This is a genomic window from Arthrobacter sp. Soil736 (assembly GCF_001428005.1).
Classification (GTDB): domain Bacteria; phylum Actinomycetota; class Actinomycetes; order Actinomycetales; family Micrococcaceae; genus Arthrobacter.
In genome coordinates this window covers 1-16,048 of the sequence record NZ_LMSB01000019.1, presented here as the reverse complement: position 1 = coordinate 16,048, position 16,048 = coordinate 1, and the positions used below count along the sequence as shown (strand labels likewise).

Sequence of the window (16,048 nt, the reverse complement as noted above, 5' to 3'; positions counted from 1 at the left end):
ACATGACGCGGCGCCTGCGGGGCCGGCGCGACAGGATCACAACTAAGGAGACAACCCATGGTTTTTGGGCGTGGCAGGAAAGCCAAGAAGCACGAGGCGGCGGAGCCTGAGGACGTCCAGGCGGACATCGCGGCCGATTCAGCGGACGACGCCGCCGACGGCCGCAGCGCCACCGGCCCCTTCGATGTCTCCGAGATCAGCAGCCGGGACGGCTACGTGGATCTCGGCGCCCTCCTCATTGCGCCGCGTGACGGTCTCCAGCTGAGGCTTGAGGTCGAGGAAGCAACGCAGCGGGTCGTGGCAGTGACCATGGACCTGGACGGGTCGAGCCTGCAGCTGCAGGCGTTCGCTGCGCCGCGCTCGGAAGGCCTCTGGGAGGAAATCCGCGAACAGATCGGCCAGTCCGTGGGCAGCCAGGGCGGCCAGGTCGAGGAAGTCACGGGCGACTTCGGCCCGGAGCTGGTGGCCAAGCTGCCGGCCGGTTCCGCCGACGGCAGCCAGGGTTACCGCGTTGCCCGGTTCATCGGCGTCGACGGTCCCCGCTGGTTCCTCCGCGGGGTGTTCGGAGGCGAAGCGGCGCTGAACCGTGAGGCGGCGGCGGGCCTGGAGGAGCTGTTCCGGAAAATCGTCGTGATCCGCGGCGACAACCCCATGCCTCCCCGCGACCTTCTGCAGCTGCGGCTCCCCAAGGATGCCGCCGGATCGGTGCCGCCCGGCGCGCCGGACTTCCAGCAGCCCGAACGCGGTCCGGAGATCACCCAGATTGGTTGATGCCAGCCAACCCCCGGGCGAGGCAGTACCCATCAGCGGACTGCCGGAGCGGGGGCGCGTCCTGTGCCAGGGCTTCATTGAATCGGTGACCTATGCGCCCGCAACGCAAGTGGCGGCGTTCACCGCGATCGTTACGGACCACGACCGACCTGCGTCCGGGCGACGGAACCGCCTTCGCGTCATCTGGCTGGGGCGCCGCCGCATTCCGGGCATCGACGCCGGAACCGAGCTCCGGATCGAAGGGATGCTGACGGTGCGGGACGGATTGCCCACCATCTTCAACCCCCGCTACGAAATACTGTCCCACCAGGAGAACCAATGACTATGCCTGAGAACCCGGACCGGCGAACGGGACGGCAGGAGCCCGACCCGGCGCCGGAAGCTCCCGGCCTTGCCGGGCTGGCCGAAGGCTACGCGTCCAAGGCCGGTCTGCACCGCACCGATGACGGACGCATAGACGTCCTCAAGAGCGCCGGCGGGTACCAGGGCATCGCCGAGAGCATCCTGCCCGGCCTGGTCTTCCTGATTACTTTCACCGCGACCGGTGCCTTGACGCCGTCGCTCATTGCGGCCCTCGGCGCTGCCGCCGTGTTTACCGTGGTCCGGCTCGTGCAGCGCCGCCCCCTGACCCAGGCCCTGGCCGGGATCGTCGGGGTCGGCATCTCCGCGTGGTTTGCCAACAGCACCGGCAAAGCGGAGGACTTCTACCTGCCCGGATTCCTCACCAACGCGGCCTACATCGTCGCGATGGTGATCTCCATTGCCGTCAGGTGGCCTCTCGCGGGGCTGCTCTTCGGCTTTATCCGCAACGAGGGCCTGGAATGGCGCCGGAACCCTGCACGCGTCCGTGCCTACCGGCTCGGCACGTGGATCATCGTCGGCGTGCTTGCCCTTCGCCTGCTGGTGCAGGTGCCGCTCTACCTGATGGGCCCGGACGGCCTGGCGGCGCTGGCAACCACGAGGCTCATCATGGGTGCGCCGCTGTACATCCTGGGCGTGTGGCTGGCGTGGCTGGTCACCCGTCCCGCAGCCGTGGCCGTGGTTCAGCCGTCGAAGCCGTCGCCTTCCGGCGACTGATCCAGCCGGGTCTGCTGAGCGGCGGCCGGCAGCTGCGCCTCGGCTGTCACCTCTGACTCTTCAGCGGAACCGGACGCTTCGCCGGATCCGGGTGACAGGAGTTCACGCAGCTGGTCCTCTGCGGCGATGGTAGTGACGAAGAACAGTTCGTCGCCGCCGTCGATGACGTCGTCCCGGCTGGGCGTAATCGGGGCCTGGTCCCTCAGGATGGCCACGAGCGTCGAGTCCTCGGGCCAGTCGATGTCGCCCACGGTCAGCCCGATCGCGTGCGAGTCGTGGGGCACCGTGAACTCAACGAGTGACGATACTCCGGTCTGCAGTGTAAGCAGGCGCACGAGGTCTCCGATTTCTACGGCTTCCTCCACCAGGGCCGTCATGAGCTGTGGCGTATTGACGGCGACGTCGACGCCCCAGGAGTCATTGAACATCCAGTCGTTCTTCGGGTTGTTGACCCGGCCGACAGTGCGCCCGACGCCGAACTCCGTCTTGGCAAGCAGTGAGACCACGAGGTTCACCTTGTCGTCGCCCGTGGCCGATACGACTACATCCGCGTCGTCGAGCTTCGCGTCCTGCAGTGTGCTGAGCTCGCAGGCGTCACCTACCAGCCAGTGCGCACCGCGCAGCCCGCTCCGGCCAATCACTTCCGGTTTGAGGTCGATGAGCAGAATCTCGTGCTTGTGGGCAAGCAGCTCACGGGCGATGGAGGAGCCCACGCTGCCGGCTCCGACGATGACGACCTTCACTTAAGACTCCTTGGCGGGTGCTTTGGCCAGAACGTGGGCCACTTCGGCGCTGCGGTCCACACGAAGCATGGCGTGGACGGTATCGCCTTCCTGGTACGAGGTGCCGGGCGTAGGAAGGACGCCTTCGCCGAACCGGGTCAGGTAGGCGACCCGGATGTCGGCGGCCTTTTCGATCGAGGACACGGTATGGCCGATCCACGCGGGATCCAGTTCGAGTTCGGCCAGCACCAGGCGGCCGGACGGCTCCCGGAAGTCACCGGCGAGGTGCTGTTCCGGCAGGATGCGCCTGAGGACCTGGTCGGCGCTCCAGCGCACGGCCGCCACTGTGGGGATGCCCAGGCGCTGGTAGATCTCCGCACGGCCGGGATCGTAGATCCTCGCAACGACGTGGGGTACATGGAATGTCTCGCGGGCCACGCGCGTGGCCAGGATGTTGGAGTTGTCGCCGCTGGAAACCGCGGCGAAGGCGTAGGCGTCGGCGACTCCGGCCTGTTTCAGCGTGTCACGGTCAAAGCCGACGCCGGTCACCTTCCGGCCGGTGAAGCCGGAACGGAGCCGGCGGAAGGCGCGGTCATCCTGGTCGATGATGGCCACGGAATGGCCCGCATCCTCAAGCGTGTGCGCCAGGGTTGCCCCTACGCGTCCACAACCCATGATCACGAAGTGCGCCACACTGTCTCCTCAACTTCTCGCCGACTGCTCCGTAAGACTCTACCGCCGGAATCCTGCCATGACATCGCGTCCGAATCAGACTAACTTTGTGTGGTGCTGACAATTCTGAATGCCGTGAAGCGGGTGCTGGTGGGGCGGCCCTTCCGGAACGACCGGCTGGCCCACACGCTCCTGCCGAAGCGGATCGCGCTGCCCATCTTCGCCTCGGACGCTTTGTCGTCGGTGGCCTATGCTCCCGATGAGATCCTGCTCACGCTGGCCCTGGCAGGAGTCAGTGCAGTGGCGTTCTCCCCGCTCGTGGGCCTGGCCGTCATGGTGGTCCTGCTGACGGTCGTTGCCTCCTACCGGCAGAACGTCCACGCCTACCCCTCCGGCGGCGGCGACTACGAGATCGCGAACGTGAACCTGGGGAAGTACGCCGGGCTGACCGTGGCGTCCGCGCTGCTCGTGGACTACGTGCTCACCGTGGCCGTGTCGATGTCGTCAGCGGCCGCGTACCTCACCACCGCCGTTCCGTCGCTCCACGGCGAGCAGGCCACGATCGCCACCATCGGCGTGGTCATCCTGGCCCTCGTCAACCTGCGCGGCATCAAGGAGGCGGGCAGCGTGTTTGCCGTGCCCACCTACATCTTCATGGCATCGATCCTGGGTATGACCGCCATCGGCGTCTTCCAGGCGGCAACCGGCCAGCTGGGCGAGGCGCCGTCGGCCGCGTTCACCATTGTTCCGGCCGAGGGCTTCGACGAGGGCCTCGTCGGCCTGGCCGGAGCCTTCCTGCTGCTGCGCGCATTTTCCTCCGGTGCCGCCGCTCTGACCGGTGTGGAAGCCATCAGCAACGGCGTCCCCAACTTCCAGAAACCGAAGAGCAAGAACGCGGCCACCACGCTGCTCATGCTCGGAGTCATTGCCTCGGCCATGCTGGCGGGCATCATCTACCTGGCCAACGCCACGAAGGTGCACATCGTGCTGGACCCGGCCAAGGAGTTCCTCCTGAACGGCCGGCCGCTGCCCGAGGGTTACATCCAGAGTCCCGCAATCAGCCAGATCGCCCAGACCATCTTCGGACCGGGATCCATCCCGTTCTACATCGTGGTCGCCGCCACCGGCGTGATCCTCGTTTTTGCGTCAAACACGGCCTTCAACGGCTTCCCGGTCCTCGGCTCGATCCTGGCCCAGGACGGCTACCTGCCGCGCCAGCTGCGCACCCGCGGCGACCGGCTGGCGTTCAGCAACGGCGTCCTTGCGCTGGCGGCCGGGGCGCTGGTGCTGATCATCGCCTTCAACGCCGACGTCACCAAGCTCATCCAGCTCTACATTGTGGGCGTCTTCATTTCGTTCACAATGAGCCAGCTCGGCATGATCCGGCACTGGGGCCGGGAGCTGAAGCTGGCCAAGGACAAGGCGGTGCGCCGCCGGATGTTCAAGTCCCGCACCATCAACACGATCGGCTTCGGCATGACCGGGCTCGTGCTGGTGATCGTGCTCATCACCAAGTTCGAGCAGGGCGCCTGGATCGCCCTGCTGGCGATGTTCGTGCTGTTCCTCATCATGTGGAGCATCCGCGCCCACTACGACAATGTGGCCAAGGAACTGGCCGTGGACGAGGACTCCTCGCCCCGCGCCCTCCCCACGCGCGTCCACGCCGTGCTGCTCGTTTCCCACGTCCGGAAGCCCGTCCTCCGGGCCCTCGCCTATGCCCGCGCCTCACGCCCCTCCCGGCTGGACGCGATCACCGTGGACATCAACGCCGAGGAGACAGCGCACACGCTGGCTGACTGGGACAAGCTTGAGATCCCCGTCCCCCTGACAGTGCTCGCCAGCCCCTACCGCGAGACCATCACCCCGATCATGGACTACATCAAGAGCATGCGCCGGGACTCTCCCCGCGACCTCATCGTGGTGTACATCCCGGAATACGTGGTGGGCAAGTGGTGGGAGCAGCTGGTCCACAACCAGACGGCGCTGCGGATCAAGACCAGGCTCCACTTTGAACCCGGGGTCATGGTCGCCAGCGTTCCGTGGCAGCTCAAATCATCGGAAGAAGCAAAGAAACTGCAGGACATCCAATGACCGTGCCGGACACCCAGACCCCTTTCACCGGCGCCGAAGTGGTCGTGGACATCGGCCCCGTGGCCCACGGCGGGCACTGCGTGGCACGCCACGAAGGCCGCGTGGTGTTCGTCCGTCACGGCATACCGGGGGAGCGCGCCCGGATCCGGCTCACCGACGCGGGGGAGTCAGCCAAATTCTGGCGCGCCGATGTGGTGGACGTCCTGGAACCGTCGCCGGACCGTGTCCCGCACTTCTGGCGTGTGGCCGACTCCCTCAGTTCCTGGGAACACGGGCACCCGCCTGTCGGCGGAGCCGAACTGGGCCACGTGTCCCTGTCCCGCCAGCGCGGCCTGAAGGGCGAAGTGCTGGCCGAACAGCTCAAGCGGCTGGCCGGCGTCGAACTTTCCACCGACGTCGAAGCAGTGGGCGCCGCCAGCGCCGCAGACGCGGCAATCAACGACGGCGGTAACGGCCTCGCGTGGCGCACGCGGGCCAGTTTTGCGGTGACCGCCGGCGGCAAGCTGGGCATGCACGCCCACCGTTCGGACCAGGTTATTCCGGTGCGGGAGATGCCACTCGCGGTTGACGGCGTCAACGCGCTGCGACTGTGGGAGATTGACCTGCAGGGCATCGAACGCGTGGAGGTGGCGGCGCCGGCCAACGGGTCGCGGCCGCTGGTGCTCCTCGCGCCCGCGCCCGGGACCCGCGCCAAACGGCTGAGCACCATCCTCGCCCAGCTTCCCGCGGATGTTTCCGTGGCCAGCTACGATCCCCTCAAGGACGAGACCCTCCAGCTGCGCGGCCGCACCTGGGTGCAGGAGACCGCCGCCGGCCACGACTACAGGGTCACGGGTGCCGGCTTCTGGCAGATCCACCGCGACGCTCCGGGAACCCTTGTGGGCGCAGTGACCGGATTCCTGCACGACGGCGGGTTCCTGGAGCCGGGCGCGGCGGTCGCCGATCTCTACGCCGGGGCCGGGCTGTTCACGGCACCGCTCGCCGACGCCGTCGGCGAGACGGGTTCGGTGCTGTCGGTGGAAGGCGCGCCCGGGACGAGCCGGGACGCGCGGAAAAACCTGCACGGTGCACCGCAGGTCGAAATCGTGCAGGGCCGCGTGGAGCGCGTGCTGCGCCAGCGGCCCCGCAGCTTTGACGCCCTCCTGCTCGATCCGCCGCGTGCCGGTGCAGGCAAGGCAGTAGTCAACCAGCTGATCGCCGCAAACCCCCGAGCCATTGCCTACGTGTCCTGCGACCCTGCATCGTTTGCCCGTGACGTCGGGTACTTCCAGCAGGGCGGCTGGTCCCTCTCGGCGCTTCGGGCGTTCGACCTGTACCCGCACACGCACCATCTGGAGACGGTGGCACTGCTGACTCCCCGCGGCTGATGTGACTAGGATGGGCCTAGTAGTCCCACGTCGCGCGCCGTATTCTCGGCTGACCCCATGCTCTTTTGTATGACCTTGTACTAATTAGGATGACCTAACTAGCAAGCGGTCTACCGCGCGACAAAGATGAAACTGTTGCGAGAGGAGTCCTGCGATGAGCATTGTGGACAGCTTCGGTTCAAAAGGCAAACTTAATGTAGCCGGTACCGAATACGAAATTTTCCGGTTGAACTCCGTTGAAGGTGCAGAAAACCTTCCGTTCAGCCTCAAGGTGTTGCTTGAAAACCTGTTGAGGACCGAGGACGGCGCGAACATCACGGCCGATCACGTCCGAGCACTGGCCGGCTGGGATCCCAACGCCGAGCCCGACACTGAAATCCAGTTCACGCCGGCGCGCGTGATCATGCAGGACTTCACTGGCGTGCCCTGCGTAGTGGACCTGGCCACCATGCGTGAAGCGGTCAAGGAGCTCGGCGGCGATCCGAAGAGGGTGAACCCGCTGGCACCTGCCGAGATGGTAATTGACCACTCGGTGCAGATCGACGCATTCGGTAACTCCGGCGCACTGGAGCGCAACATGGAGATCGAATACCAGCGCAATGGTGAGCGCTACCAGTTCCTGCGCTGGGGCCAGACCGCGTTTGACGACTTCAAAGTTGTCCCGCCGGGAACCGGCATCGTGCACCAGGTCAACATCGAGTACCTGGCCCGCACTGTCATGACCCGCGAAATTGACGGCGTTGTCCGGGCCTACCCCGACACCTGCGTCGGCACCGACTCGCACACCACCATGGTCAACGGCCTCGGTGTGCTCGGCTGGGGCGTCGGCGGCATCGAAGCCGAGGCGGCCATGCTGGGCCAGCCCGTGTCGATGCTCATCCCGCGCGTCGTCGGTTTCAAGCTGACCGGCTCCATCCCGGCCGGCGCCACCGCCACGGACGTCGTGCTGACCATCACGGAACAGCTGCGCAAGCACGGTGTGGTGGGCAAGTTCGTGGAGTTCTACGGCGAAGGTGTGGCGGCAGTGCCGCTGGCCAACCGCGCCACCATCGGCAACATGAGCCCGGAGTTCGGCTCCACGGCGGCCATGTTCCCGATCGACGACGTCACGCTCGACTACCTGCGCCTCACCGGCCGCTCGGACGAGAACGTCGCCCTGGTTGAGTCCTACGCGAAGGAACAGGGCCTCTGGCACGATCCTTCCCGCGAGATCAAGTTCTCCGAGTACCTCGAGCTGGACCTGTCCACGGTGGTTCCCTCCATCTCCGGCCCGAAGCGTCCCCAGGACCGCATCGAGCTCACGGACGCCAAGGAGCAGTTCCGCAAGGACATCCACAACTACGTGACCATCGAAGACGGCAGCGTGGACGAGTCCCTGGAAGAGTCCTTCCCGGCCTCCGACCCGCCCTCCTTCACGCACGCTGATTCCCACACCACGGAAACGGCCCGCGTTGAGTCTGCCGCCAACGGCGCAGACGGCCGTCCGTCCATCCCGGTGCACATCAAGACCGAGGACGGCCGCGAGTTCGAGCTGGACCACGGAGCGGTGTCCATCGCCTCGATCACGTCCTGCACCAACACGTCCAACCCTTCCGTGATGCTCGCCGCAGCACTGCTGGCGCGCAACGCCGTGGACAAGGGCCTGACGTCAAAGCCGTGGGTCAAGACCTCCGTGGCTCCCGGCTCCAAGGTGGTCACCGACTACTACGAGAAGTCCGGCCTCACCCCGTACCTGGAGAAGCTCGGCTTCTACATCGTGGGCTACGGCTGCGCCACCTGCATCGGCAACTCCGGCCCGCTCGACGCCGAAATCTCCGAGGCCATCCAGGCCAACGACCTGTCCGTCACCGCGGTGCTGTCCGGTAACCGCAACTTCGAAGGCCGCATCAACCCGGACGTGAAGATGAACTACCTGGCTTCCCCGCCGCTGGTCATCGCCTACGCCCTGGCCGGAACCATGGACTTCGACTTCGACACCGACTCCCTCGGACAGGACGAGGCCGGTAACGAGGTCTACCTGAAGGACATCTGGCCGAACCCGGTCGAGGTCCAGCAGGTCATCGATTCCTCCATCGACAAGGAAATGTTCGCCCGCGGCTACGAGGGCGTCTTCGACGGAGACGACCGCTGGAAGGCCCTCGACACCCCGGCCGGCGACACTTTCGCCTGGGACGAGAAGTCCACGTACGTCCGGAAGCCCCCGTACTTCGAGGGCATGAAGGCACAGCCGGAGCCCGTCACTGACATCTCCGGCGCCCGCGTGCTGCTCAAGCTCGGCGATTCGGTCACCACCGACCACATCTCCCCGGCCGGCTCGTTCAAGTCGGACACCCCGGCCGGCCAGTACCTGCTGGCCAACGGCGTGGAGCGCAAGGACTTCAACTCCTACGGCTCACGCCGTGGCAACCACGAGGTCATGATCCGCGGCACGTTCGCCAACATCCGCATCAAGAACCAGCTGCTTGACGGCGTGGAGGGCGGCTTCACCCGCGACTTCACCCAGGCGGACGGCCCGCAGGCTTATGTCTACGACGCCGCCCAGAACTACCAGGCAGCCGGCACTCCGCTGGTGGTCCTGGCAGGCAAGGAATACGGTTCCGGCTCGTCCCGCGACTGGGCAGCCAAGGGCACCGCGCTGCTGGGCGTCAAGGCTGTCATCGCCGAAAGCTACGAGCGCATCCACCGCTCGAACCTGATCGGCATGGGTGTCCTTCCGCTGCAGTTCCCGGCTGGCGAGTCCGCTGCAACACTGGGCCTGACGGGCACGGAAACCTTCGCTGTTGAGGGCGTCACCGCCCTGAATGAAGGCACCACGCCGAAGACCCTCAAGGTCACGGCCACCGCCGGGGACGGCACCGCCAAGTCGTTCGATGCCGTGCTCCGCATCGACACCCCGGGCGAAGCCGACTACTACCGCAACGGCGGCATCCTGCAGTACGTGCTCCGGCAAATTAGCGGTTCCTGAGCTGATCGGCTCGGATACCAGAGGATCTGGTCGATGACTCGCTGCCATCGGCGGTCACAGTAGAGTCTCGCACAAGTGCCCCGTCAGGCTTCGGTCTGGCGGGGCACTTGTGCTTTGTCGGTCCGTCTCCGTCGTGTGTGGCCGGAGTACGTTGCCACGCGGTGAGCATCGGCGGGTCTGCTCGCCTGCATGGAGGCCGTCGAGCAAAATCATGATGGGCCATCGATCAGCTGTGATGGACCACTTTGGCTGCGAACGCCGAGACTGAACCAGGGGGGAAATATGGATGTCCGGACGAACAGTGAGTATTTGGAGTTCCTAGCAAGGCACCTTGATGAGTTCATGAGGGCATTCGAGGAATTCATGACGCTCCATGTGGAGAACTCCGGGTTCGGGGGTCTGGCTGTGGGAATCGCTCCTGCCGTCCTTCCAAAGGAAGGTGCAGATAAGGAGCGCATTCGAGTTCTCACCAATGAACTGAACCGTCTCGCAGGCACCCTGATGGACCTTAGCGGTGTCACTGCGGTCCGACTCGCGGTTCAGGGTGCCGGGGTGCTCGACCCGTTCGTGAACTGGCAGCGCATGATTGAGCCGAAGCCACTGCTTGACGCCGCAGTCGTCCAAGGTTGCTGTCTTCAGGCCGCCGGCCGGTTGGAGGGTCTCAAGGCAAAGGCGGAGGCGCTTTCGTCGCCGACTATCGAGCCCTCGCTCCTGCACCCACTGGTGTGGGCCGCGGCTCAGCGACTCTGGAACGACGGGCACCTCCGGCATGCGGTTGCTGCTTCCGCGGAAGCAGTCAGCGGCCAGATGAAGCAGCTCACCGGCCGGAACAACGCGAGCGATACGTCCCTGTGGCAGCAGGCCTTCGCCCTTGCCGACCCGCAGGAGGGCAAGCCCCGGCTGCGCTGGCCCGGCGGGACAGAGGACCAAGATGTCAAGACTATGCAGGCTGGTCTGCTGAGCTTCGCCCCTGGGGTCAACATGGTGATCCGGAACCCTGCTACGCATCTCGCAGAGGACTTCACCGAGCAAGACGGACTCGAACAGCTCGCGACACTGAGCGTCCTCGCCAAGTTCGTTGACCGGTGTGTGGTTGTGTCCGTCGATGGCGCGACGGCTACTGGGCCCGGGGAGGTGTCGCCAGCACTTGCAGACGAACCCAACCAGGTTTTGACCAGGGGAGACAGCTAGATCGCAATGGCCGCAAAAGACGAACTCTCCCCGTCCGCGCGGGAACTGCTGAAGAAGGTGAAGCAGCATTACATGAAGTCCGGCGACTTCAACGAACTGCATGTCAACACGTCCTGGAACTCACGCGACGATATTGAGGCCGCGGCCGAACTGGCCGACGCCGGCCTCATCGAAGTCGTGGGCCCGGGCGACTACCGCCGTTCTAGTGAAGGGTGCCGGTGAGCGGGGCTTGTGTGCCGGCGGCGATATTGTGGCCATTTACCGCGACATCCTCGCAGGCGGCGGGGAAACAGTCCCCTTCTGGGAAGCGGAGTATCGCCTGAATTCGTTCATCGCCCGCTACCCCAAGCCCTACATCGCACTGATGGACGGCCTTGTACTGGGCGGCGGCGTGGGCATCTCCGCCCACGGCTCCGTCCGCATCGTCACCGAACGAACCAGGACCGGCCTGCCGGAAACCACCATCGGCTTCGTCCCAGACGTCGGGGGCACACTCCTGCTCGCACGCGCACCGGGGGAGACCGGCACCCACGCCGCACTGACCGGAGCCCACCTCGACGCTGCCGACGCCCTGTTCCTGGGCCTGGCGGACCACTTTGTTCCGTCCGCCAAACTCGCCGACCTCGCCGCAGCGCTGGAAAACGAAACCCCGGCAGCCGCCGTCGGTCGACGCCTGCTATGCGGCCGACGACGCTGAGGAGATCCTCCGGAGGCTACGCGCGGCCGGTGGTGAAGCTGCCAAGGCCGCTGACACCATCGAATCGAAGTCGCCCACCTCGGTGAAAGTGACCCTCGCGTCACTGCGCAGGGCACGCGAACTGAGCCTTGACGAAGCCCTCGCGCAGGAGTACCGGGTGGCCCTTCGCTGCCTGGTAGGACCGGACTTCCGCGAAGGCATCCGCGCGCAGGTCATTGACAAGGACCGCAATCCGCAGTGGCAGCCGTCCACCCTGTCGCAAGTGCACACCCGCGACGCCGAGCAGCACTTTGCCCCGTTGGGGGAGAGGGAACTGATTCTGTCGGAAGGAAGAGCGACCATGTCTGAGCATGCAGGACAGGATGCTTCTGCACCGGCCGAGTTTCTGCGGGTCAATAGGAGCAGATCGCCTTTCCTCCGGCTGGGCGATTTGGGCGGTTTCTGACGGTCGACCTCGCCAAGGCTGGCTACAGACAGGTTGGATAACTGCGCGGTCATCAAGCCGCAGGAACGGCCGATCGGGAGCTCGGTGCAGAGGAACTGGATCTAGTGGCATAACGGATAAAGGAGATACCTGGACTATCAGGTATCTCCTTTATCCGGGACCAGGATGGACTGAGTTTGCTCATAAACGAGTCGAGGACCTCCACGTAACCACGGTTCTGGCCTCTAATCGTTGCCTTATGCCGCTAGCATTGCGGGCCCCGGCGGCACTGGAATCCTACCGCCTAGCCGAAGCTGTCCTAGCCGACATGCGAAACGCACTTCCACTCTTGCGGATAACACAACCCTCCTGTCGGGTTGAGCTCCAGGCCCGTCCCGGAAGTTCTTGCCGGAGGCGTCAGCGGGGCATCAGCAGGCTGATCTGGGTCCTGATGTCCTGCACGATCGCCTCGGTACCCAAGACAGCGTTCACGCTTGCTGCCATGCTGACAAACATGATCGCCGAGACAATGCGTGCCGTCGTTGCGGCATCACGGGCACCGGCCAGCTCCTCCCGACCCAGGACCGCGGCGATGGCTTCCTCGGTCTGCGCGACGATGGAGAGAGCTGCGCTGTGGTGTGGCTCCGTCGGGTCGCCGAAGACCATCTCCCGCAGGTAGGTGCGCCCGTTATCGACCTGGACACGGTTGCACTCTACGATCGGCCGCACGATGGCCATCACCGCATCAAGGGCATCCGGGATGGCCTCAGCATCCGCCCGGCCCCGCTCGAGCGCTTCGGCGTAGTGGGCGTTCTGTACCAGGAGGAGGAGCTCTCCTTTGGTCTTTGCGTAGAGGAACAGGGTCCCTGCGCCGATGTCCGCCTTATCCGCAATCTGCTGGGTTGTGACCTCCTCGACCCCGTACTCCGCGAACAGCTCGCTGGCCGCCGCAGTGATTCTGTCCAGCTTCTGCTGTTTGTTCCGCTCGCGCCGTCCGAGCGGCTGGGACCCGACGGGCATGAGGGTTCCTCCGGAATTAAACTGACTGGGCTCAATAATGAGTATAACGAACCCGGGGGAACCGGGTCTCTCACGCGGTGCCGCTACACTTCGTAGTGGGGGAGTATCTGGCTGTGCTTGACATAGGTCAGGGCAGCTTCGACCTCGTAGGCGTGGATCGCGGAGGCCAATGGCTTCAGCTGGTGGGACAGATCCTGGACCGCGGTGCTGTCAAAGAAGGTGGCACGGGCGGCATTGTTGGCGAATCCCAGGATGATGGATGCATGGAAGCGCTGATCACTGGGGTTGTCGTGGGCGACGTTGGGAGTGTCCCACATCTTCTTGATCCATGGCATGAACGACTGGGTGCGTAGTTCCTTGAGTATCCCAGTGCCGGCCAGGGCAGGAATGAGTTCTTTCTTCAGGAACTTCCGGAAGTCGGACGGGCGGACACCACGGCGGCGGCGGAGGTAAATGATGGCGCGCGAGCCGACTGTCTTTGCCGGGGTGGCGACGTCGTACCAGCGGGAAGAGTTCGGCGGAGCGGCGTAGAGAAGCGTGCGGCGGAACACGTTGACCTCGTCCTTATGTGCGAGTGCGGTCTGCTTGCGCCCCCTTAGCGGGGAGAGCGCGGATTGGAAGGTGACTTCCGCGATGCCGTCGATCTGCCGGTCAGCCGGGATGGCGGTCTCCACCCCGGCGGTGGCGGGCCACAAGCCGGGGTTGTGTTCGGCGAGGTGGATCTGCCGGTATTCCGCCAGGCCTGGAGTGGCCGCGATAATGCCGGAGTGCGGGCCGTTCCAGTAGTCCATGCCGGTTTGGCGGGACTGGCCTGGGCGCACCCAAAGCAGGATCGAGGACGTGAAGTGTTTTTTGAAGGGCGGTTGCGTGGTTGACGGTGAGATGGCCATGCGTGCCTTCTGGTCGCGGGCGGGGATGGTCATCGGGCGAGGAAATCGACGGCGCTGGGAGCGAACTTGGCGTGGTACTGGAAGATACCACCGTGACCGGAGTCGGGGTAGATGATCAGTTCGGACCCCTTGATGCGCCGGTGCAGGTCCTCGGAGAGGGCCGATGGCACCATGCGGTCGTTGTCGCCGTTGGCGATGAGTGTGGGGTGCTTGAGCGAGGACAGGTCCGATGGGGCGGAGCGGCCGAACTTCTGGATTGCCTTCAGCTGCGTCTGGAATGCACGGGTGCTGATCGGCTTGTCACGGTCGTCGGTGCGCTCCTGAAGGCGCTTGATGAACGCTTTCGCGGCGGGTTTGCCGGTGTTGTTGCGGTTGAAGAACAGGAATTCCTTGGGGTCTGACCGTGTCAGGGTTGCGCGGAGGATGTCCCGGTAGGTGGTGCCGACGACCTTGTCGATGTCTTTGCCTCCCCGCGGGCCGGTTCCGGTCAAGACGAGCTTGCGGACAAGGGTGGGATGCTTGAGGGCAAGGTCCTGGGCGATCATGCCGCCCAGTGAGAAGGCGAATACATCGATCTTGTCGAACCCGAGGGCCTTGATGAAGGTGTAGGCGTCGTCGGCCATTGCCTCGATACTGTCGGGGACCTGTCCGGTGGAAGCGCCGACACCGGGCTGGTCGAAGGTGATGACGTGGCGGTTCTTCGCGATGGGGTCGATGATGCGGGGGTCCCAGTTATCCATGGTGGCGGCCAGGTGCACGAAGAACACGACGGGGATGCCGCCCTTGGGCCCCAGCTCGCGGTAGGCATAGGTGACACCTCCGGTGGTGATGGCGCTGGAAGGTGCTTTCGTGTATGAGGTGACGACGAGTCCCTTCGGGGCGTCGGTGTAGTCCATGACGGTTGTTCTCCTGGATGGTCTGCGGGATGAATGCCTGGTGGCGGGTCAGTGGGTAAGGGCTAGTACTGCTTTGCCGCGGATGCCGCCTGCGGCCAGGGACTGCAGCGCCTCTGGGGTCTGGTCGAAGGTGAAGACCTTCCCTACGATTGGGCGCAGCACGCCGTCGTCGACGAGGGCGCTGATCTGGCGCAACTGGTCGCCGCTGGAACGCATGAAGAGGAACTCGTAGCTGACGCCGAGCTTCYTCGCCTGCCGCCGGATCTTGCTGCTGAGGGCGGTGATCGCCAGKCGCAGCACGGGACTCAGGCCGGCTTTGCGCGCGAAGGCCGGATCGGGCGGGCCGGAGATCCCAATCGCTTTCCCACCGGGCTTGAGGATGCGCAGTGANGCTCCTTATCGCCGCAGGTTTCGCCGCCGTCATGGTGGTCACGTTCGGCGCCCTGTCGGACAGGTTCGGCCGCGCAGCACGGGACTCAGGCCGGCTTTGCGCGCGAAGGCCGGATCGGGCGGGCCGGAGATCCCAATCGCTTTCCCACCGGGCTTGAGGATGCGCAGTGACTTCTCGAGGTTCTGCCCGCCGAGGCTGTCCAGCRCCAGGTCGTATYCGCTCAGGAGCTGCTCAAAGTCCTGCGTGCGGTAGTCGATCACGATGTCCGCCCCGAGGTCCCGCACGAAGTCGGCGTTGGAGCTGCTGGTTGTGGTTGCAACGGTCGCGCCGAGGTGCTTGGCGAGCTGGATGGCGATCGAGCCGACCCCGCCGGCGCCGGCGTGAATGAGAACCTTCTGCCCGGGGCGCAGGTTGCCCCGCTCGATGAGGGCCTGCCATGCGGTAAGCGCCACCAGCGGCAGCGAGCCGGCCTCCTCCATGCTGGCCGATGCGGGCTTAAGCGCAAGGTCTTCCTCGGCAATGGCGATGCGTTCAGCGAACGTGCCGATGCGGTCTTGGTTGGGGCGGGCGTAGACCTCRTCACCGGGCTTGAACCCGCGCACCTTTTCCCCTACCTTCAGGACGGTGCCGGCGACGTCGTTACCGAGGATCAGCTGGAGCTTGTAGGGGAGGATCTGCTTGAACTCACCCAGGCGGATCTTCTCGTCCAACTGGTTCAGGCCCGCTGCCTGAACCTGCACGAGCACGTCCGCGTGTAGAAGTGCGCGATGTGTTCGATCTCGACGACGGCGCCGCATTTGCTGCGCAGGCCCGCAACGACGGTGTCTCGACGCTCGCACTCGCTGTGTGCCTGCACTGGTGCTGGGAATTCCAG

13 protein-coding genes and 3 pseudogenes are annotated in these 16,048 nt (G+C 65.2%); 9 read left to right on the top strand and 7 right to left on the bottom strand.

All coding sequences use genetic code 11. The features are described 5' to 3' along the window. Nucleotides 1–57: 57 nt before the first annotated feature. The 3 genes from ASG92_RS12355 to ASG92_RS12345 are packed head-to-tail and all read left to right on the top strand — an operon-like array spanning nucleotide 58 to nucleotide 1,848. Nucleotides 58–771: a DUF3710 domain-containing protein gene (locus tag ASG92_RS12355; protein ID WP_056628602.1), complete on the top strand. Its 714-nt coding sequence runs from the start codon at nucleotides 58–60 to the stop codon at nucleotides 769–771. Further along, a complete protein-coding gene (locus ASG92_RS12350; RefSeq protein ID WP_056628600.1) occupies nucleotides 764–1,093 on the top strand; it encodes an OB-fold nucleic acid binding domain-containing protein in 330 nt (109 codons plus the stop codon). The genes ASG92_RS12355 and ASG92_RS12350 overlap by 8 nt, the downstream gene beginning before the upstream one ends. Then, a complete protein-coding gene (locus ASG92_RS12345) occupies nucleotides 1,090–1,848 on the top strand; it encodes a DUF3159 domain-containing protein (RefSeq protein WP_056628597.1) in 759 nt (252 codons plus the stop codon). The genes ASG92_RS12350 and ASG92_RS12345 overlap by 4 nt, the downstream gene beginning before the upstream one ends. Here the strand turns inward: ASG92_RS12345 and ASG92_RS12340 are convergent. Both ASG92_RS12340 and ASG92_RS12335 read right to left on the bottom strand, forming a co-directional pair. Next, nucleotides 1,815–2,591, bottom strand: a complete 777-nt coding sequence (locus ASG92_RS12340; protein ID WP_056628594.1) for a TrkA family potassium uptake protein — start codon at nucleotides 2,589–2,591, stop codon at nucleotides 1,815–1,817. The genes ASG92_RS12345 and ASG92_RS12340 overlap by 34 nt on opposite strands. Beyond that, entirely contained in the window at nucleotides 2,592–3,263 is a 672-nt protein-coding gene (locus ASG92_RS12335) for a TrkA family potassium uptake protein (RefSeq protein ID WP_056628591.1), read from the bottom strand. It lies immediately after the preceding gene. 93 nt (nucleotides 3,264–3,356) lie between these two features. On the opposite strand from ASG92_RS12335, the gene ASG92_RS12330 reads away from it, so the two are divergent. The 6 genes and pseudogenes from ASG92_RS12330 to ASG92_RS12310 all read left to right on the top strand — a co-directional run. After that, nucleotides 3,357–5,333 carry an APC family permease gene (locus ASG92_RS12330; protein ID WP_200951957.1) on the top strand — a complete coding sequence of 659 codons (1,977 nt, stop codon included), beginning with the start codon at nucleotides 3,357–3,359 and terminating at the stop codon, nucleotides 5,331–5,333. Next, nucleotides 5,330–6,700 (top strand): TRAM domain-containing protein, encoded by a 1,371-nt coding sequence (locus ASG92_RS12325; protein WP_056628584.1) that lies wholly within the window; start codon nucleotides 5,330–5,332, stop codon nucleotides 6,698–6,700. Before ASG92_RS12330 ends, ASG92_RS12325 begins: the two co-directional genes overlap by 4 nt. 154 nt (nucleotides 6,701–6,854) lie before the next feature. Beyond that, on the top strand, nucleotides 6,855–9,665 hold the full coding sequence (acnA, locus tag ASG92_RS12320) for an aconitate hydratase AcnA (protein ID WP_056628580.1): 2,811 nt from the start codon (nucleotides 6,855–6,857) through the stop codon (nucleotides 9,663–9,665). 282 nt (nucleotides 9,666–9,947) lie between these two features. Further along, entirely contained in the window at nucleotides 9,948–10,856 is a 909-nt protein-coding gene (locus ASG92_RS12315; RefSeq protein ID WP_056628577.1) for a TIGR02391 family protein, read from the top strand. A gap of 6 nt (nucleotides 10,857–10,862) precedes the next feature. Next, complete coding sequence (locus tag ASG92_RS29800; protein ID WP_240987121.1) at nucleotides 10,863–11,078, top strand: hypothetical protein; 216 nt, start codon at nucleotides 10,863–10,865, stop codon at nucleotides 11,076–11,078. Further along, nucleotides 11,056–11,998: pseudogene (locus tag ASG92_RS12310) on the top strand (3-hydroxyisobutyryl-CoA hydrolase); the annotation flags it as partial. The gene ASG92_RS29800 and the pseudogene ASG92_RS12310, both read left to right, overlap by 23 nt. A 396-nt stretch (nucleotides 11,999–12,394) precedes the next feature. On the opposite strand, the gene ASG92_RS12305 reads toward ASG92_RS12310, so the two are convergent. From ASG92_RS12305 to ASG92_RS27345, 5 genes and pseudogenes are all read right to left on the bottom strand, one after another. After that, on the bottom strand, nucleotides 12,395–12,997 hold the full coding sequence (locus tag ASG92_RS12305; RefSeq protein ID WP_056628572.1) for a TetR/AcrR family transcriptional regulator: 603 nt from the start codon (nucleotides 12,995–12,997) through the stop codon (nucleotides 12,395–12,397). Nucleotides 12,998–13,080: 83 nt separating this feature from the next. Beyond that, nucleotides 13,081–13,920 (bottom strand): strictosidine synthase, encoded by an 840-nt coding sequence (locus ASG92_RS12300; RefSeq protein ID WP_240987120.1) that lies wholly within the window; start codon nucleotides 13,918–13,920, stop codon nucleotides 13,081–13,083. Next, a complete protein-coding gene (locus tag ASG92_RS12295; RefSeq protein ID WP_056628566.1) occupies nucleotides 13,917–14,783 on the bottom strand; it encodes an alpha/beta hydrolase in 867 nt (288 codons plus the stop codon). The genes ASG92_RS12300 and ASG92_RS12295 overlap by 4 nt, the downstream gene beginning before the upstream one ends. 48 nt (nucleotides 14,784–14,831) lie before the next feature. Continuing rightward, a pseudogene (locus ASG92_RS27350) lies at nucleotides 14,832–15,173 on the bottom strand (zinc-binding dehydrogenase); the annotation flags it as partial. Between the two features lie 72 nt (nucleotides 15,174–15,245). Then, a pseudogene (locus ASG92_RS27345) lies at nucleotides 15,246–15,923 on the bottom strand (NADP-dependent oxidoreductase); the annotation flags it as partial. Nucleotides 15,924–16,048: the final 125 nt, after the last annotated feature.